The organism is Serratia sp. CY81684, from assembly GCF_052166595.1.
GTDB lineage: Bacteria > Pseudomonadota > Gammaproteobacteria > Enterobacterales > Enterobacteriaceae > Serratia > Serratia nematodiphila.
This window is the reverse complement of sequence record NZ_JBJNOO010000001.1, coordinates 725,868-743,859: the sequence shown is the minus strand read 5'-3', so window position 1 is coordinate 743,859 and position 17,992 is coordinate 725,868. Positions and strand designations below refer to the sequence as shown.

At 59.8% G+C, this 17,992-nt stretch carries 19 protein-coding genes; 7 read left to right on the top strand and 12 right to left on the bottom strand.

Features of this window, described 5'->3' with window-relative positions:
• Positions 1 to 28: 28 nt before the first annotated feature.
• The 9 genes from ACJ8QF_RS03635 to ACJ8QF_RS03595 all read right to left on the bottom strand — a co-directional run bounded on the left by ACJ8QF_RS03635 (position 29) and on the right by ACJ8QF_RS03595 (position 8,404).
• Positions 29 to 694 (bottom strand): helix-turn-helix domain-containing protein, encoded by a 666-nt coding sequence (locus ACJ8QF_RS03635; protein ID WP_049187433.1) that lies wholly within the window; start codon positions 692 to 694, stop codon positions 29 to 31.
• Positions 691 to 2,079 carry an FKBP-type peptidyl-prolyl cis-trans isomerase N-terminal domain-containing protein gene (locus ACJ8QF_RS03630; RefSeq protein WP_049187431.1) on the bottom strand — a complete coding sequence of 463 codons (1,389 nt, stop codon included), beginning with the start codon at positions 2,077 to 2,079 and terminating at the stop codon, positions 691 to 693. Before ACJ8QF_RS03630 ends, ACJ8QF_RS03635 begins: the two co-directional genes overlap by 4 nt.
• Positions 2,076 to 2,498, bottom strand: a complete 423-nt coding sequence (locus tag ACJ8QF_RS03625) for a hypothetical protein (RefSeq protein WP_033645816.1) — start codon at positions 2,496 to 2,498, stop codon at positions 2,076 to 2,078. Before ACJ8QF_RS03625 ends, ACJ8QF_RS03630 begins: the two co-directional genes overlap by 4 nt.
• A 24-nt stretch (positions 2,499 to 2,522) precedes the next feature.
• Positions 2,523 to 3,077 carry a fimbrial protein gene (locus ACJ8QF_RS03620; RefSeq protein ID WP_442537268.1) on the bottom strand — a complete coding sequence of 185 codons (555 nt, stop codon included), beginning with the start codon at positions 3,075 to 3,077 and terminating at the stop codon, positions 2,523 to 2,525.
• Positions 3,078 to 3,127: 50 nt separating this feature from the next.
• Positions 3,128 to 3,766: a fimbrial protein gene (locus tag ACJ8QF_RS03615; protein WP_004938721.1), complete on the bottom strand. Its 639-nt coding sequence runs from the start codon at positions 3,764 to 3,766 to the stop codon at positions 3,128 to 3,130.
• A 74-nt stretch (positions 3,767 to 3,840) separates the two neighbouring features.
• Positions 3,841 to 4,605, bottom strand: coding sequence for a fimbria/pilus periplasmic chaperone (locus ACJ8QF_RS03610; RefSeq protein ID WP_442537267.1), 765 nt, complete (start codon positions 4,603 to 4,605; stop codon positions 3,841 to 3,843).
• An 81-nt stretch (positions 4,606 to 4,686) separates the two neighbouring features.
• Positions 4,687 to 7,221 (bottom strand): outer membrane usher protein, encoded by a 2,535-nt coding sequence (locus ACJ8QF_RS03605; RefSeq protein WP_280630726.1) that lies wholly within the window; start codon positions 7,219 to 7,221, stop codon positions 4,687 to 4,689.
• A 46-nt stretch (positions 7,222 to 7,267) separates the two neighbouring features.
• Complete coding sequence (locus tag ACJ8QF_RS03600) at positions 7,268 to 7,804, bottom strand: fimbrial protein (RefSeq protein WP_004938729.1); 537 nt, start codon at positions 7,802 to 7,804, stop codon at positions 7,268 to 7,270.
• A 78-nt stretch (positions 7,805 to 7,882) separates the two neighbouring features.
• Complete coding sequence (locus ACJ8QF_RS03595; RefSeq protein ID WP_004938731.1) at positions 7,883 to 8,404, bottom strand: fimbrial protein; 522 nt, start codon at positions 8,402 to 8,404, stop codon at positions 7,883 to 7,885.
• A 663-nt stretch (positions 8,405 to 9,067) separates the two neighbouring features.
• On the opposite strand from ACJ8QF_RS03595, the gene ACJ8QF_RS03590 reads away from it, so the two are divergent.
• The 3 genes from ACJ8QF_RS03590 (at position 9,068) to ACJ8QF_RS03580 (ending at position 10,958) form a co-directional block, all read left to right on the top strand.
• Positions 9,068 to 9,397 carry a hypothetical protein gene (locus tag ACJ8QF_RS03590; RefSeq protein WP_049187424.1) on the top strand — a complete coding sequence of 110 codons (330 nt, stop codon included), beginning with the start codon at positions 9,068 to 9,070 and terminating at the stop codon, positions 9,395 to 9,397.
• Positions 9,398 to 9,640: 243 nt separating this feature from the next.
• Positions 9,641 to 10,447, top strand: coding sequence for a fimbrial protein (locus ACJ8QF_RS03585; protein WP_442537415.1), 807 nt, complete (start codon positions 9,641 to 9,643; stop codon positions 10,445 to 10,447).
• A gap of 19 nt (positions 10,448 to 10,466) precedes the next feature.
• On the top strand, positions 10,467 to 10,958 hold the full coding sequence (locus tag ACJ8QF_RS03580) for a fimbrial protein (protein ID WP_239664290.1): 492 nt from the start codon (positions 10,467 to 10,469) through the stop codon (positions 10,956 to 10,958).
• A 94-nt stretch (positions 10,959 to 11,052) separates the two neighbouring features.
• Here ACJ8QF_RS03580 and ACJ8QF_RS03575 read toward each other — a convergent pair whose 3' ends face one another.
• Positions 11,053 to 12,258, bottom strand: a complete 1,206-nt coding sequence (locus tag ACJ8QF_RS03575; RefSeq protein ID WP_049187419.1) for a serine hydrolase — start codon at positions 12,256 to 12,258, stop codon at positions 11,053 to 11,055.
• 467 nt (positions 12,259 to 12,725) lie between these two features.
• On the opposite strand from ACJ8QF_RS03575, the gene ACJ8QF_RS03570 reads away from it, so the two are divergent.
• Together ACJ8QF_RS03570 and ACJ8QF_RS03565 are read left to right on the top strand one after the other, a co-directional pair.
• Positions 12,726 to 14,093, top strand: coding sequence for a pyridoxal-phosphate dependent enzyme (locus ACJ8QF_RS03570; RefSeq protein ID WP_049187417.1), 1,368 nt, complete (start codon positions 12,726 to 12,728; stop codon positions 14,091 to 14,093).
• A gap of 12 nt (positions 14,094 to 14,105) precedes the next feature.
• A complete protein-coding gene (locus ACJ8QF_RS03565) occupies positions 14,106 to 15,251 on the top strand; it encodes a trans-sulfuration enzyme family protein (RefSeq protein ID WP_004938751.1) in 1,146 nt (381 codons plus the stop codon).
• A 59-nt stretch (positions 15,252 to 15,310) separates the two neighbouring features.
• Here ACJ8QF_RS03565 and ACJ8QF_RS03560 read toward each other — a convergent pair whose 3' ends face one another.
• Positions 15,311 to 16,333 carry an isopenicillin N synthase family dioxygenase gene (locus ACJ8QF_RS03560; protein WP_442537414.1) on the bottom strand — a complete coding sequence of 341 codons (1,023 nt, stop codon included), beginning with the start codon at positions 16,331 to 16,333 and terminating at the stop codon, positions 15,311 to 15,313.
• On the bottom strand, positions 16,278 to 16,514 hold the full coding sequence (locus tag ACJ8QF_RS03555) for a hypothetical protein (RefSeq protein WP_171402702.1): 237 nt from the start codon (positions 16,512 to 16,514) through the stop codon (positions 16,278 to 16,280). Before ACJ8QF_RS03555 ends, ACJ8QF_RS03560 begins: the two co-directional genes overlap by 56 nt.
• Before the next feature lie 107 nt (positions 16,515 to 16,621).
• Here ACJ8QF_RS03555 and ACJ8QF_RS03550 point away from each other — a divergent pair, with 107 nt between their 5' ends.
• Together ACJ8QF_RS03550 and ACJ8QF_RS03545 are read left to right on the top strand one after the other, a co-directional pair.
• Entirely contained in the window at positions 16,622 to 17,278 is a 657-nt protein-coding gene (locus tag ACJ8QF_RS03550; protein WP_004938759.1) for an HAD family hydrolase, read from the top strand.
• 89 nt (positions 17,279 to 17,367) lie between these two features.
• A complete protein-coding gene (locus tag ACJ8QF_RS03545) occupies positions 17,368 to 17,988 on the top strand; it encodes a glutathione S-transferase family protein (protein WP_004938761.1) in 621 nt (206 codons plus the stop codon).
• Positions 17,989 to 17,992: the final 4 nt, after the last annotated feature.

Genomic DNA, 17,992 nt, shown 5'->3' with positions numbered 1-17,992 from the left:
CGGCCGGTCTGACTTGGCCGGCGCCGTTTCAATAGCGATCCTTTCCTGCCGCAACGCCCACCTGAATGCCCGCGCGAGGCCCCACAGCCCCGGGACGGGCGCTGTGCCGCAGCCAACCGTAAAGTTCGGCATTACGCCGGAATCCCATTTTGCGCATCACGCTCATCTTGTGGTTGCTGACGGTTTTCACGCTGATGTCCAGCATTCGGGCGATTTGCGTCACCCCCATCTCGCGCGTCATACAGCGCATGATCTCCTGTTCGCGCAGCGTCAGGCCACGGTGCTGGCATATGCAGTTCCTGCCACAACCCGGCCGGTTCGGCCATTTGCTGCGCCGCTCCAGTTCGGCGCTCACCTGATACAATGCCGATACCAGCGGCGTATCGTGGTAAATGACGCCGGCCTCCAGCGAGCAGCGGATGCCGACGGTGCGTTTATGCCGCCCCTCCGGCGTCCGCAACGAGAAATACAGCGTTTTGCGCCCTGCGGTCTGCGCCTCAAAGAAGTGACAAAAGCAGCTTTGCACGCCGGGAGGAAAATAGCAGAACACCAGATCGGCTTCGTGAACCTGCTGCGCGTCCAGTAACAGCGTACGCTTGCCGTAAGTGCTGAAATGCAGCGCCAGGGCCTCCTGCCAACCGGCGCTGAAGTAACGGTTTTCATCAAATAGCGCGATTTTTATCATCGTGTTCATCCCTGCCTCCCCGCCGTTCCGGTTTCCCATTTAACCGCCTGAGCACCCTTTGCCGGCGCCTGACTGTTGTCGATGCGTAATTCATAAATCATGGTGGCGTTGGGTGGCACTTTCGGCGGATAGCCGGTTTCGCCGTAGGCCAGCGCCGGCGGCACGACCATCGTCAGCGATCCGTGGTTGTGCAGGTGGCTTATCGCCTCCCGAAACAGCGGCGGATACTCGGACAACGGTTGCGACAGCACCTTGCCGCTCAGTTCCATATCCTGGATCACCGTGCCGTCGGTCAATTTCTCCTTCACGACCACATCGACCACCGCCGTTGGCGCCAGCGCGCCCTCTCCGGCGTAATCCACCCGATACCAAAAGCCCATCGCCGATTGTTTTACGCCCTTTTGTTGACTGAACTGCGCCAGATAATCTTCATCACGCCGCCGCTGTTCGTTAACGCGTTTCTCACGCGCGGCTACGGCGTTGGCATCCGCCTGCGCCGTCAGCGCATTCAGTTCATCCGGCGGCAGCCGCAAACGCCCCGAGACGCTATCGATGACACCCGCCAACAGGCTGTCGCGATCCACCGGTACGCCCCAACTTTGACGCTCCGCCACTACCCCCTGAATGTCCCGCCCCAGCGCACTGCCCGCCGCATAGGACAGACGCTTGCGATCATCCTTCAACTGCTCCGGCGTCATCTCCCATTGCAGCCGCTTACGCAACGCCAGCAGGTCTTCGCGCGCCTGCTGAGTCGCCTTCTGCTCACCGGCCCGCTTCTGCTCGCTTTCTTCCAACGCGGCGCGCAGAGCGTGCAACGCCTCCTGGTGCTCGCGTTGGCGTTGTGCAAGCGTCTGTGCCGATGCCTGCGCGGCAGACTCAAGTTCGGTGACGCGCCGTTCGGCCTGCGCCGCCGTCGCTCTGCTTTGGGCGGTTTCCTGCGTCGCCTGACGCAGCAGCGCTTCGGCGCGCTGCGCATCGGGCGAACCGCGCCAGGCGGCGCCCAACCCGGCGATCCACTTTTGCAGCGTTGACGAATCGGGCAAAGTCGCGACGGATGACGTCACTTTCTCCGCCCGTAGCGCGGCGAGTTCCTGGCGCAACATCGTCAGTTCCATTCGCTGGCGCGCCAGCTGTTGGTCACGCGCCAATAATTCCTGGGTCAGCGTAAAAGCTTTGGCCGGTGAGGCTGGCTTATTGTTGTCCGACGGGCGCTTCGCGGGTTCACGCTTTTTTTGCCCCGACTCGCGTTCGGCCGGCGCCGCTTTTTCGTTCGTCGGCACGATGTTTTGCCGTTGATACTGCTCGGCAAACTGCAGCAGCGCCGGCACGCCGTCGTCCGCCAGCGCGACGCCGGTGAACAGCAGAGCAACGCAGCCCAGCAGGCGCAGCCTCATTTAATCTGCTCCCCACGATCCGCCAAGCCGGTCAACACCGCCTGATTCACCCCGGCGCACAGATAGTTGACCTTGTAGCGATACAGCGCATCCACCGTCTCCTGCGTGTCGCCGTTTACCCGGGCGCGCAGGCTGGCGTACTGCGAGGCGCCGCTCATCAGGCTGTCGAAGGCCTGCTTATAGCGCTGATACTGTTTCTCGTCGATCGCGCGCAATGCGCCCAGTTGCTGCTGGCACTGCTGCAGCTGTTCGGCCTCACGCTGCTTGCGCAAAGCCTCTTCTGACGGAGGTTGCACAACCTGATTTTTAGTGTTCACGGCGGGCTTGCCCGACTTTTGGCTTTGGCAAGCGGCGGCGCTCAACGCCAACAGGCACAGCAGCCCCATGCGCAGGGCGTGATTGACGTGCTTTCTCATCATTGCGTTTCTTGTCCTTGTAGACGCTTATTCGTATTCCAACGTAAAAGTGGCCACCGCGATGAAGGTGCCGCGGCCGATGGACTTCGTCTGGATAGCCTCCGGTTCCCCTTGCACATAGGCCTGCAGCGTAAGCGTGGTGTTGCCGGCACTCAGGCGGAATTTATCGCTGGCGCGATTGAGCGGCAGCGCCTTGCCGCTGCTATCTTCCAGCCCGATGCCGATCCCCGACGCCAGGCTGCCGGCATCCAATGCCAACAGGCCGGGCAGTTTGGCGTTCTCGGTGCCGGTAAACGTGATAGCCACCGTATTGCCCAGGCTGAGATCGCACTCGGTCAGGTGCAACGCAAAGGTTTGACTGTGGGAGCGGGTGTTCAGATACAGGTATTTGTCGACGATGGTGCCGAAATCCAGCGGAATGTCCTCATCCCCTGGCTGAATGACGCACGGCTCGGCCACCAGCGTGCCGTGAAAGCGCATGTTTTCCGCCGCAGTCGCCGACTGCGCCATTATGCCGGCCGCCATGACCATGCCAGCCCCCAACAGCGCGCTCCGGCGCCGGTTCGTCTCTGTCGCGCGCATGACGCCACTCCCTTTGGTTGTGCTTGCGCCGACCGGGCGCAAGCGGCGTATTAGTCGTAGTAAAGCCGGAAATCGATCGCCGCACGGTAAGCGCCGGCGCTCAGCGTCGCCGGGGTGCGCACCGGCGTCACCGTATACGTCAGGGTGTTTTGTCCCGGCGTCAGCAATACCGGTTTGTTACGCGCGCCGAGGCGCACAGGCTGGCCGCTGGCATCCGCCAGCTGCAACCCCAACCCGGTGACGCCGGCAACCCTGACCAACCCCGGCGCGTCGTCATCCGTCGGCGCGGCAAACGCCACGGACACCGCAGGCTGGCTGCCGCTCCAGGCCAGCACACCGGTCCAGGCGTCGCGGTTGCTCGCCGGCGCCCGCAGACAGTCTTTCAGCGTCAGCTCGAACGCCACCGGCGTGCCGCGATCGCCCGGGCGCTGGAAGTGCGCCGTTCCCGTCTCACCCAACCACACTTCCTGACGAGCGGTGGTCATTTCCAGGCTGCAGGCGCTTTCCGTCAACGCGCCGTAGACGTGGAGCGTGCCGTTCGCCCCCTCCACGTCCCAGTTGTCCACCGCGCGGGCCGGCGGCATCAGCATCAGCATCGTGCCCGCCGTCAGCGGCACCATCAGCGCGGCCAACACCGTCAGGCCGATAGTGCGTCGCTGATGACGTTCATAGGCCTTTCCCAACAGCATGGGGATCTTTCGTTGCATGATTCGTTCACTCCGCTGTGTTCATGACTCGGTCTTCCCTGCTTGCGCGCGGCTCGTCATTTGGCGACCGGCACGACCAGGCAGGCACTGCCGGCGCAGCGGAAGTTCAACTGCGGCCGCCCGCCGTAATCGTTGATGTACGCCAGCGACGGCGCGTTGCCGAGGCTCGCGGCGGGCACGTTCAGCGGGGCGCTGGCCTTCGGCGCCACCATCAACGGTTCAAAGCCGGCCGCCCCTTTGCCGCCCTTGCCGGCACTCGCCTCAACGATCGTCACGTAATAAGGGGTCGGGTTGTTCACCACATACTTGTCACCCTGCCGGGTCAGCGTCAGTTGCTCCTGCCACGGCGCCGCGTTCTTCTTCGGGGCGAGCGCCGCCGGGCGATAAAACATTTTGATGCGGGTCTGCAACGCTATCTGCAGCGTGTTCGGCTTATTGCTGCGCGGCGGGATTTCCCGCAGGTTGAAGTAATACAGCGTCTCCCGGTCCTGCGGCAGCTGACGCGCCGCCGGCAGCGACTGGATCTTCACCTGGCTCGGTTTGCCCGGCTCCACCCGCTGCACCGGCGGCAGCACGGTGAAGGGGCTTTGGATCTTGTTGCCGCGATCGTCTTCGATCCATCCCTGCGCCAAATACGGCAACTGTTTGTTCTGGTTACTGATGTTGAGACTGACCGTTTTCAGGTCGCCGTCGAAAATCACGCGCGTGCGATCCAGCGCGATAGCCGCCTGAGCGGGCAGGCCGACCGCGCCGAGCGTCAATGCGGCGGCGAGCGGGCCCACAAGGGAAACGGTCTTTCTGGTCATAGTCAGATTCATCATGTCTTCACGGTTCCAGTCGGCCGAAGGCGGGCAATCCCGCCCCGGCGGTTTAGCGGCGGAGCGCACTCCGCCGGGTGTAAGTCAGTTGGCGTCAGCCGCCGGCTTGTTGCCGGCAAGAGGACGGCAAGGCAGCAGCAGCGTGTTCATCAGCATTTCGGCCGGCAGCGGCGCCGGCAGCTGGATTTCACACTGCGCCGCGCCGTTCCAATGCACGCGCATGCGCTCGCCGGGGTTGAGGCCGGACAGGTAAACGCTGCCGCCGTCATTGATGATGCCGGTCTCCTGTTTGCGGGCATTCAGCACCGTGGCGCCGAACGGCGGCTCACTGCCGTCCGCCAGTTTGACGATCGCCATCGCCTTCTCTCCGGCAATCACCTCGAACTTGCGGTAGCCGATGGCCCCCTCGGTCAACGTGGCCTGCACCACGGAACGCGTCGCCTCGACGTTGTCGCTCAGGCTATTGAGATCGATGCTGGCCTTATTGCGGTAGTAGCTGTTTACATCCGCCACCACCGCTTTGCCGTAACGGTTGGTCAGCACCGTACTGCCGTAGCCGCGCACCGGCACGCCGGCGACGCCTTCGGTATCCAGCAGCAAGCGCGTGCCGCCCGGCGTATTGACCCGGTGCAGCACCGCCCCTTCCGCCGCCATCGTCAGGCCGCCCTGCGCGCCGATGCCGACAGCGCTGTAACGGCCGGCCTGGTAGCTGGCGTTGGCGTTGATCTGCGCCATATCGCCCTGATGGCTGTAATAGCCGCTGGCCGTCGCCCCGCTGCGCGCTGCGCCGGCGCTGATCTGATAGTTGTTGTGTTCATCGACCCGGTTGTAGTAACCGACCCGATGGGCGTTCTCTTCGCGATCGAGCGTCATGTTGTAACTGAGCGTCCCGGCGCTGCCCCAGGGCAGCGACAGCGACAGGTACATCCCGTCGTCATTGCGCTCGTTGTAACGGTTGCGATAGGCCGACAGCGATACGCTGACGTTCTTGAAATCGCCGATATCGAAGTAGCGCGATACCATCAGGTTGTAACGATCGTTCGGCGCCCGATCCCAGTAGGTTTGGTGGCTGTAGTTGAGATAGGTGCTGAGCCCCAGATCGCGGAACTGTTTGTTGAAGGTGATGGTGTACATCTCCTTGCTCTTGCCGCTGCGTCCCCCTTCGTAACGCGCATCGAGGTAGTCCCCCATGCTCATGAAGTCCTCCTGGGAGAAGCGGTAGCCGGCGAAGGTGATCTGGCTGTCGTACTGGTCGAAGTTCTTCGAATAGCTCAACCGGTACGAACCACCGGTCAGAGCGCCCTCCTGCGGCAAGCGCGCACGCGACTGCGTGGCATCGAACGACAACGCCCCCAGCGCCATCAGATCGCGCCCGATCCCCAGCGACAGCGCGTTGTAATCGCCGCCGGCGATGCCCCCGCCGTACAGCGACCAGCCGTTGCTGATGCCCCAGGAGAACTCACCGGTGCCGAACATCGGCCCGCGCAGGTGATGCCCCCACTCCGACGGCTTGCCCGTCGCCAGCTTGTAACGCACCGTACCCGGTCGCGTCAGATAAGGGATGTTGGCGGTATTCATCTTGAACGCCTGCACGCTGCCGTCTTGCTCTTCGACGCGTACGTCCAGCTCGCCGGAAACCGCGTCGTTGATGTCCTGAATGCGGAATGGCCCCGCCGCCACCTGCGTCTCATACAGCACGCGCCCCTGTTGGCTGACCACCACCTTGGCGTTGGTTTTCGCCACGCCCGTCACTTCCGGCGCATAGCCGCGCAGGTTGGGCGGCAACATGCTGTCGTCGGATCGCAGACTGACGCCGGTAAAGCGCAGGCTGTCGAAAATGTCGGAGTTCAGATAATCCTCCCCCATCGTCAGCCGCGAGCGCAGCGCCGGAATAGCCCGGTAGGCGTAATAGCGGCTCCAGTCGAACTGTTTGTCGGTCGACTGAGAAGAACCGGTCTGATGGCTGAGATTAGCCTGCCAGTCGGCGCGTAGACGCCAGGCGCCCAGATTGGCGCCGCCGGTGCCGTTGCCGCTCAGGCTGTAACTGCTGCCGCCTTTCTGATGTTTTTGTGTTTGAGCATTGACGTTATAGTCAAACAGCAGCCCGGGAATACCGTCATCCCAGCGCGAAGGCGGGTCCCAGTTTTCCGAGCTGTATTCCAGATAGGCCTGAGGAATGTTGAGGTACAGCGAGGAGCTGGCAAGATCGCCGCGGGCTTCCATCCCTGCCAGGCTGGAGGCGTCAAGGCAACGGCCGCCGTGCGTCCAGTTCAGCGTACTTAACAGTTTTTCTTTCAGCCCCAGTTGGTTGACCAACTCCGGCGAAAGACAGGCTTCGCTGCCTTTAGGATCGTTCTCGGGCGCCATAAACGTCACCGGCTGTTCCGGCAGATCGTTCTTATTGACGTGCACCACCATGGTATAAACGCCCGGCATGATGTAGCCGCTGCGCGTAAATTGGCTCAGATCGATATTTTTACGATCGTTGATGTCCAAGACGTCAGTATTGAATTGAATAACGTCGGCGGCATAAACCAACGCGATCGGATTTCCCAGAGAAAGGGCGACACAGAGCCCCAAGGCCTGAAGACGAAATAACTTCCCTGCCGGTGAAAGCATAATAAAGTCCTTTCAATAACGAATTAACCGTCAGTACGAAAAAAAATCAAAAATAATCCAGCTTAAAACGCACTGTGGAAAAATACGCTCCCACCTTCAACGGCTGGTGATTCGGCATTAACGTCATGGAATAATTCAGCACTCGGTTGCCCGGTATTATTCCCTCCATCGGCAACGGCTCCCCTGGAATAACCGGCCTGCCGCGGCTGTCTTTTATCTTCAATGCGATGCCGCGCGCATCGCCCTGTACGCCAAACAAAGCGCCTTCCGCCAAACCATCAAACGTGACCTGAAAGAATTTCCAATCAGGCTTGTTTTCCGGACGTTCCAAAATGCAATTAACCAATTCAATACTGAAAGGTTTAGTCATTCCCTGGCCGTCACGAATGATCTGTCCGATAGGAAGCGTGTCCATATCGATTGTCTGATCGCGGCTGCCGGCGGCAATGGCGCAGGCCGTGTCGATAATGGCGCCGTGCATGCTGACTTTGCCCCACCCCTGTGCGGCGGAAATTGCACTGCCGGGCGCAAACGCCAACGACGCCAAAAGAACGGCACCCGCCCGATTCCTTGAAAAAAACATCGCGACATTCCTTTGACACAGAGAGTCACCAGGCATGCGGCGTGCCCCATGCCTGGTTGATTAAGCCTGCGGTCTCACTTACTGATAAGCCAGAGTGAAGTCGGCTACGGCGGTGAAATCGCCCGGAACGATGGCTGCGGAAGCGCCTTCACCCTGCAGGTAAGCGGCGAAGTTCAGGCTGTTGTTGCCAGTATTCAGCGTCTGTGCCGCAGTCGCCTGACCCAGTTTGATCGGCTGGCCGCCATAAGTGATTGCTACGCCAGCGCCGCTGGCGGTCCCCGCGATACCCAACAGATCTTTGTTGGTTGACGACGCAATGCCGCTGAAGGTGGTTTTAACGGTTTTCAGCGTAGTGGTATCACACTGCTCCAGCTTGATTTCAAACGGACGCGGGTTGGATTTGCCGCCGTTTTTCAACGCCACGTTAGAAACCTGGCCCAGATCTACGGTCTGATCGATCGACTCGGGTGCAATAGAGCATGGCGCATCAATAATAGAACCCGTGAAGGTCACTTTACCGTGTCCCTGATCGGCTGCCTGTGCAAAAGAACTTGCGCCAAATGCAATCACTGCAGCCATCATGATTTTGTTAAGTTTCATAGAACCTATATTCCTTATAAGAAAAAATGCATATTCCAATCAAGAAAAAGAGCAACAGGAAATCTGCTCGCGCTTATATATGCGCAGCCCTGATTCTTTAGCATCTTGCTGGTTGGTTAACTGCCAAAACCAAAGAAACCGACAATGGATACGTCGATAACGGCAAGTCTGCAGCGGTCTACCCATTAATGAATTCGTCATATAAAAATAAACGAAATCACAACAAGCAGAGACCAATACTTTCTAATCCGCCCTTCTTGTCTGGCGGTGAATATTCTGGCAAATGCCCACCAGCAAAAAAAGTCTTTTTTTGATCAAGACGAACATTCGCAATTTATTTCCTAATTAAAGTTAATTTAGTGTTATTTTTAGGCTCATAGATCGTAAAAAATACTTTTATAGTGCAATATCCTGTTTTTCTCTGTTTCACAATTAATCAGATCGCAAAGCCGCTCTTTGTGAATATAATAAACCAAAACTTTAGGTTTCTGCGTGACACTCTCCCAGCCTGCAAACAGGTAGAAACGGAGTGGGAAACCCCTTTTTTTCAATCCTGATAAATAGATAGGATTTTTCTTGATTCGCGATTTACCTCGTTATTGGTAGGCAGTGAAACTTTGTTTTTTCTTAGGAATACAGCAATCGAAATACAGAGGAAGTGCTATGGAAGCGTTATCTCCAAAACAAAAGGAAATACGGCAATTGCAGCACGATCTGCTGCAAACATTATTCGCGCAGTCGCCCCGTCAATGTCCCGACACCGGACTGCCACCTCAGCATCTGTGGTTGTCTACCCGGCAACTGGCCAACGCCGTCAACGTCGGCGTTTACCGCGCCCGGCTACTGCTGTTGGAACTCGTCGCCAAACAAGAAGTGCTCGTAACGGACGGTTCCATCAACAACTCGTTGAGGTGGTACCCCACCGCCCTACTGCCAACCGACAACAAGGAAATACCAGGAATAGATGCGCCTTATTCTCATTTAACGGAATAACGCCGGCACAGCCAGCCTAATTAGCCCTATTTCGTGGCGGCACCCAGCCAAATGACACTATATAATCGGGATATTATTGTGAGAAAAACAACCATCCTATTTTTACAACACTGCCTGGCATTATCTTTTTTCGTCCTCATTGGTAACGCCAATGCATTTACCTGTAAAACCTCCGACGGCGGGAACATTGGTCAGGGTGGTTCAATGACGCCGGTCGACGTCAGGGTAAAGATAGGCCCTGAATTGTCCATCGGGAAAAATGAAATCGTCAACGTCAGCCAGGTGACCTGTAAAAACGACGTCGCCAACTGGAAAGATATTTTACTCACCGGCAGCCCGGCGTTGACGATGAACACTGCCATTTTCGGTACGCTTGCCAACGGTATGACAATCAACGGCACCGACTACTTATCCCCGATCCAATCAGGTATCCAGGTGATGACGATTACCGGCCTAAACAGTGCCAGCATTTCCATCAGGGTTTACATCGTGCTCAACCGTTCGCCGACGCAGGATATCAAGGTGAACAAGGGCGACGTCATCGGCCAAATCAACTTTGAACAAAAAAATGACCAGTCAGGTTGCCCAAAATGTGGGCCTTACCGGTGGCGCCTGATCGCCGACAACGACGCCTACTTCGTCACCACCAGTTGCACTATCAACAACGGCCAGCAGATTAACGTCGACTTCGGTCAGATCCGCCAGGACTTTCTCACGCAGAGCGCCAGCGACGCCCAAATCAAACAGGACAAGGCGCTCAGCTACCGGTGTGACGATCAGAGCGCGACACAAGACATTTTGGTTCGCATGGTCAGCGATGCCAGCGGCTTCTCCAGCGATTTCATCAAGACCTCCAATCCTAATGTCGGCGTAGCCATGGTGCACAATGGCGCGGTGGTGAAACCCAACAATACGTTCAGAACGCGCATCGTCAACGGGCTGGGCAACGACACCGTCACCTTTGTGCCAGTGAAGAACAATGTGCCTTACACCGGCATCGCCACCGGTCCGATGTCAGGCTCGGCCACGCTGATCTTCAGCGCACCTTGAGACGGGAGCCAGAATGAACATGACGAGGAAAATGCGTTGCGCTCTGCTGTTTACGCTGGGTGTGATCAGCGCCGCCCCCCAGGCCGCCGACCAGGGCACCAAGGTCAGTATCACCGCCACCGTGGTGGCGCCTCCGCCTTGCGTGATCAACGACGGGCGCACTATCGATATCGACTTTGGCAAAGTCGGCATCAAACGTATCGACGGTAATCGCTATATGCAACGCATCGATTACAGCATCAAGTGTGAGTTTCTGGATAACAGCCGCCAGCTGAAAATGAAGATCATGGGCAGCGCGGCGGCCTTTGACAGCAGCGTGTTGAACAGCAGCGTCAATGGGCTGGGCATCAAACTGCTGGCCAACGGCAAGGCTTTCGCCATCAATACGCCGCTGAACATCGATTACGCCAATCCGCCGACGCTTGATGCGGTGCCGGTGAAAAACAGCGCCGTCACCCTGGCGGAAGGTGACTTCTCCAGCGGCGCCACCATGCTGGTGGACTATTTCTGAAACGCCACGGATGCTGAAAATGAAAAAGCCGCAACGGAAGGTTGCGGCTTTTTCAGGAACCGCATGCGACGATGCGGCAGCGGTGTCAGGGCATTCAGCCGAAGATCCCGCCGAACCACTGGCTCAGCTTCATCATCACCATATCCCAGATGCGGCTGAAGAAGTTGCCCTCTTTCACCTCTTGCATCGCCACCAGCGGGTGCTGCTCGATGGTTTTGCCGTCCAGCTGGAAATCGATGGTGCCGACCACCTGGTTTTTCGCCAGCGGCGCTTCCAGCGTCGGTTGGGTCAGCTTGTAGCTGGCCTTCAGGTTTTTCATCTGCCCTTTCGGAATGGTGACCGAGGCGTCTTTCGCCACGCCGAGCGGCACTTCGCTGACGTCGCCGAACCACACTTTCTGGGTGACGAACGGCTTATCGGCCTTGATCGGCGTCGCGGTTTCATAGAAGCGGAAGCCCCAGGTCAGCAGCTTTTCGCTTTCGCTAAAGCGCACGCGATCGCTCGGCGCGCCTAAGACCACCGAGATCAGACGCATCGAGCCGTCGGTGGCGGACGCCACCAGGTTGTGGCCGGCGCCGCTGGTGTAACCGGTCTTGATGCCGTCGACGTTCAGGTTGCTGCTCCACAGCAGACGGTTGCGGTTAATCTGGCGGATCTTGTTAAAGGTGAACTCTTTCTCTTTATGCAGCGCGTATTCGTCCGGCACGTCGCGGATCAACGCCTGGCTCAGCAGCGCCATGTCGCGCGCGGTGCTGTACTGCCCTTCCGCATCCAGACCGTGCACCGTCAGGAAGTGGGTATTCTGCAGCCCCAGAGATTTTGCGTAGTTGTTCATCAGGCCGACGAACGAATCCTGGCTGCCCGCCACGTAGTCCGCCAGCGCGATGCTGGCGTCGTTGCCGGACTGGATCACGATGCCTTTATTCAGTTCCAGCACCGGCACCTGATCGCCCGGCTTGATGAACATCAGCGAAGAGCCGCGCAGCGCCGGGTTACCGGGCGCCCAGGCGTCTTTGCCGACGGTGACCATGTCTTCCGGCTTGATTTTGCCGGCCTTGATCGCCTGGCCGATCACGTAGCTGGACATGATCTTGGTCAGGCTGGCGGGATCGAGACGCGTATCGGCATTGCCTTCGGTCAGCACCTTACCGCTGTTGTAATCCATCAGAATGAAGGCCTTGGCGTCTACCTGCGGCGGCGCCGGCGGCTCGGCCGCGTGCACGGCCGGGGCGGCCAGCAACAGGATGCCTACGCTGAAGGTCAGTTTTTTCAGGGAAGTGGATAAGTTTTTTTTCATCATGACGTCGCCAGAGTGTCCATTCAAAACCATTGAAATAGCGTTAACTTTCAAACATGTTCACGTTTTAAGCCAACCAGCGAGAGTGGCCCGGTGCGCGCGTGCCGGCCGCAACCCCCTGCGGCGCCCGTAATGGGTAACGCAACGCACCGAAAATGCCCTTGCTGTGAGTTTATGTGATTTATCTTATTTTTGCAGGGTTTAGCGTGAATTTTCAGCATTTTTACATAACTGTACGCAGGCACGCACTTATCGTTCAAAAAAGCATCGTGACGCGCATTTTCGCATCTACCCACGGCTACACGGCCAAGCATCTGCACCGCTAAACATCTGCGCATCCATACGTCCAAAAAAGATTAATATATTCCATAATGGCATATAGAACCGCTATTTGTTCTTTTTAAAGCGCTTATCCTCAGCGCTATCATCCGCACAACGACTTTTATACCGAATAATCCTGGAGATGAGTCATGGCGATCCCCCATTCCGTCATCGAGATGATTGGCAATACCCCGATGCTGGAACTGACCCAGTTCGATACCGGCCCATGCCGGCTGTTCGTCAAGCTGGAGAACCAAAATCCCGGCGGTTCGATCAAAGACCGCGTGGCGCTGTCGATGATCGAGCAGGCCGAGCGCGATGGCAAACTGCAGCCGGGCGGCACCATCATCGAAGCCACTGCCGGCAATACCGGCCTGGGGTTGGCGCTGGTGGCGGCATTGAAAGGCTATAAGCTGCTGCTGGTAGTGCCGGACAAGATGAGCCGCGAGAAGATCTTCCACCTGCGCGCGCTGGGGGTGGAAGTGCTGCTGACCCGTTCGGACGTCGGCAAAGGGCATCCGGCTTACTACCAGGATTACGCCAAACGCCTGGCGGAAGAGATCCCCGGCGCTTTTTATATCGACCAGTTCAATAATCCGGCCAACCCGGCGGCCCATACCACCACCACGGCGCCCGAACTGTGGCGGCAGATGGAGCATGACGTGGACGCCATCGTGGTCGGCGTCGGTTCCGGCGGCACGCTGGGCGGGCTGAGCCGCTATTTCGCCGAGGTTTCGCCGCAGACGGAATTCGTGCTGGCTGACCCTGCCGGCTCTATTCTGGCGGACTATCTCGACCACGGCCATATCGGCGAAGCCGGCAGTTGGCTGGTGGAAGGTATCGGCGAAGACTTCGTCCCGCCGCTCAGCGACTTTGACCAGGTGCGCAATGCTTACCGCATCGGCGACGCCGAAGCCTTCACCACCGCGCGCGAGCTGCTGCGCAAGGAAGGCGTACTGGCGGGATCGTCCACCGGCACCCTGCTGGCCGCCGCATTGCGTTACTGCCGCGCACAGACCGAACCCAAGCGGGTAGTGACCTTCGTCTGCGACAGCGGCAACAAATACCTGTCTAAAATGTATAACGACCACTGGATGCTGGAGCAGGGTCTGCTGAGCAAGCCACAGCACGGCGATCTGCGCGATCTGATCGCCTACCGCCACGACGAGGGCGCCGCCGTTTCCGCCGCGCCGGACGACACGTTGGCGATCGTGCACGCCCGCATGCGGCTGTACGACATCTCGCAGCTACCGGTGCTGGAAGGCGATCGGGTGGTCGGTTTGATCGATGAGTGGGATCTGCTGAACGCCGTCCAGGCCGACGCCGCCCACTTCAGCCTGCCGGCCGGCAGCGCGATGACCAAACAGGTTCATACGCTGCAAAAGGAAGCCGGCTACGAGGAATTACAGGCCACCTTCAACCATGGCCACGTCGCGGTGGTGCTCGACGGCGAGCGCTTCCTCGGCCTGATTACCCGCACAGACGTGCTTAACGCCTGGCGCCAAAAATTACGTTAATAAGGACCCATTATGGCCAAGTTTGATACGTTGACCGTTCACGCCGGTTACACCCCGGACGCGACCGGCGCAGTAATGCCGGCGATTTACGCCACCTCCACCTACGCCCAACCGGCGCCGGGCGAACATACCGGCTATGAATACTCCCGCAGCGCCAACCCGACGCGCACCGCGCTGGAAAGCGCCATCGCCGAACTGGAAGGCGGCAGCCGCGGTTACGCCTTCGCCTCCGGCCTGGCGGCCTGCTCCACGGTGCTGGAGCTGCTCGATAAAGACAGCCACCTGATCGCGGTGGACGACCTGTACGGTGGCACCTATCGCCTGCTGGAAAAAGTGCGCAGCCGCACCGCCGGCCTGCGCGTCACCTACGTGGCGCCGGCGGATCTCGCCGGATTGGAACAGGCGATCGAGCCGGACACCAAAATGATCTGGGTGGAAACGCCGACCAACCCGCTGCTTAAGCTGGCGGATCTGAGCGCCATCGCCGCGATCGCCAAAAAGCACCGGCTCATCAGCGTGGCGGACAACACCTTCGCCTCGCCGTATCTGCAACGCCCGCTGGATCTGGGCTTTGACGTAGTGGTGCACTCCGCCACCAAATACCTCAACGGCCACTCCGACGTAGTGGCCGGCGTCGCGGCGGTGGGCGATAACCCGGCGCTGGCGGAACAGCTCGGTTTCCTGCAAAACGCGGTCGGCGGTATTCTCGATCCGTTCAGCAGCTTCCTGACGCTGCGCGGCATCCGCACCCTGGCGCTGCGCATGCAGCGCCACAGCGACAGCGCGCTGCGCATCGCCCAGTGGCTGGAGAGCCAGCCGCAGGTGGAAAACGTCTACTATCCCGGTCTGCCGAGCCACCCGCAGCACGAGCTGGCGGCGCGCCAGATGACGCGCTTCGGCGGCATGATCTCGGTACGGCTGAAAGGCGACGACGCCTATGCGCGCCGGGTCATCCAGCGTTCGCGCCTGTTCACCCTGGCGGAAAGCCTGGGCGGCGTGGAAAGCCTGATCAGCCAGCCGTTCAGCATGACGCACGCCTCCATTCCGCTGGAACAGCGCCTGGCAACCGGCATCACGCCGCAGCTGGTGCGCCTGTCGGTGGGGATTGAGGATGTGGAAGATCTGATCGCCGATCTGCAGCAGGCGCTGGCGGAATAATCGCCGCATCAGCGCACGATCAGCCCGGCCGACGCGCCGGGCTTTTTTACGCCCGGCGTTCAGAGGCCGATGACGTCCTGATAAAAACGGTGTGCCACATCGGGGTGAGAGCGGATGCGGCCTTTCAGGTAGTTGTAACCGACATCGCGCAGCAGCGGGTTGAGCGGATCGCTGGCCGGGCCGCGCGCCTGCGCCGCCAGCTGCGGCGGCAGTTGATACAGCGGCACCACCGCGTCCAGACGCGCGCCGAGGAAGAACGCGATCGATAATCTGTCACTCCCCGCCGGCGGCGTTTCCACCCGGTGCACCGTGGCACGCAGATAGCCGTTGGTCGCCAGCTCCAGCAGCTCGCCGATGTTCACTACGAAGGTATCTTCACGCGGCTGCGCGTCTATCCATTGCCCCTCGCTGACCTCCACCTGCAGCCCTTTTTGCGCGTCCTGCAGCAGGAAGCTGAGAAAACCGGAGTCCTTGTGCGCGCCGACGCCCTGTGCGCTAGCGGTGGCGTCCCGCCCCGGGTAGCGGATCAGTTTGATGTGCTCGTTGGGCTTCTCGCCGTATAAGCGATCGAAAGCCTGCTCCGGCAGCGAAAGTGCCAACGCGAAAGCGCGCAGCAGCCGCAGCGACATGGCGGTCATCGCCTGTTGCCACTCCAGCAGCAGCGGTTTCAGCACCGGCAGCGCCGCCGGCCACTGGTTTGGCCCCTGCAGACGCGCCCAGCGCGGCGTGTCGTCAGCCAGCGTCAGCGCCGGGCGTTCGGCGCCGATATCGAACTGCTCGCGCCAGTCAGGCTGCCCGCGCGTGAGTTCCGCCGCCGCCCGGTTGTAACCGCGAAAGTGCGGCGAATGCACCATCTGCACCGCCAGCTTGTCGGCTTCCGGCAGGGCGAAAAATTGTCGCGCGGCGTGCTGCAACCGCGCATTCAACGCGCCATCCACGCCGTGACCGCGCAGATAGAAGAAACCGACGTCGCGCGCCGCCGCGCGCAAATCGTCAAGAAAAGCGCGCCGCCGGCGCGCATCGCCGTCAAGCTGCGAAAGATCCAGCAGCGGCAACGTCTTCAGCGTCGTCAGGTGCGTCATCATGCGGTTCCTCTTCTTCCCCGATTACGATCGGGCTGCCGTACAGGCGAATAATCAACATTGACCCTCCCCAGCGGGTGGCTGCATTTGCCCCATAGTTACCACCGCGCTTGCCGGGACGGCCAATATTGTTGCGTTCTAAGTTATGCAAACGTTCAACAAACTGTCGCAAAACCGTCATCAATGTTTCTTATGCTCTGCGCAATTTCGCCGACGCCGCTGGCTGGCGACGTGCGCAATCCGCTATCCTGTAAACGACCTCATACCCTGCCTGCCGGAGAAATACTGATGGATTTAGCCTTATTCGACCTGGATGAAACCCTGATTGACGATGACAGCGCCAGCCTGTGGATCCGCTGGCTGGTCGGCCAGGGGTTCGCGCCGGCGGAGCTGGAACTGCAGGAGCAGCAGCTGATGCAGCTCTATTATCAGGGCAAGCTGTCGATGGAGGACTACATGCAGGCCACGCTGGCGCCGCTAACCGGCCTGAGCGTGCAAACCGTGGCCGGCTGGGTGCAGCGTTACATCCGGCGCGACATCCTGCCGCGCGTCTATCCCGCCGCCCGTGAACGCCTGCAGTGGCACCGCGAACGCGGCGACTGCATTCTGGTGATCTCCGCCACCGGCGAACACCTGGTGGCGCCGATCGCCGAACAGCTCGGCGCCGACGATGCGCTGGCGATCGGCGTGGAAATCAGCGACGGCCGCTTCACCGGCAACACCTACGGCACCATGACCTATCAACAGGGCAAGGTGATCCGCCTGCAGCACTGGCTGGCGCAGCACCCGCACCTGAAGTTCGAGCACAGCCACGGCTACAGCGACTCTCTCAACGACAAGGCGATGCTGCAATTCGTCGACAGCGCCACGGTGATCAATCCCGACAGCGAACTGAGCGCGCTGGCGGCGGAGCACGGCTGGGAAGTGTGCCGCTGGGAGCGTTGAGCGGCAGACAAAAAATGCCCTGCGGTGTGACAAAAAGCGCATTGTGGCGTAGGTATTAAGGGTCTTTAATCCGCTAACGGAGTTATCCCATGCTGACCATTTGGGGTCGTGAGAATTCGAACAACGTCAGGAAGGTGCTGTGGTGCGCCGCCGAACTGGGGCTGAGCTATACCCACATCAACGCCGGCGGGGCGTTTGGCAAGGTCAACGAAGAGAGTTACCGCGCGCTGAACCCGAACGGCCTGGTGCCGCTGCTGCAGGACGATGACTTCGTGCTGTGGGAGTCCAACACCATCGTGCGCTACCTGGCGGCGAAATTCGGCGACGCGACGTTCTATCCGCAAGATCTGCAGGCGCGCGCCGCCGCCGAGAAATGGATGGACTGGACCACTTCGACCATCGTTCCGGCCTTCACCATCGTCTTTTGGGGCCTGATCCGCACCGCGCCAGAGTTGCGCGACATGGCGAAAATCGAAGCGGCGATCGCCACGCTGGAAAAACACTTCGACGTCATTGAACAGACGCTGGCGCACCAGCCTTACCTCTCCGGCGACGCGTTCGGCTTCGGCGATATCCCGCTCGGCAGCTTCGCCTACGCCTGGTTCGAAATGCCGATCGCCCGCCGCCCGCGACCGAACATGGAGCGCTGGTATCAGCAACTGCGCGCTCGCCCGGCCTACCAGCGCGGCGTAATGAGCGCGCTCACCTAATCGA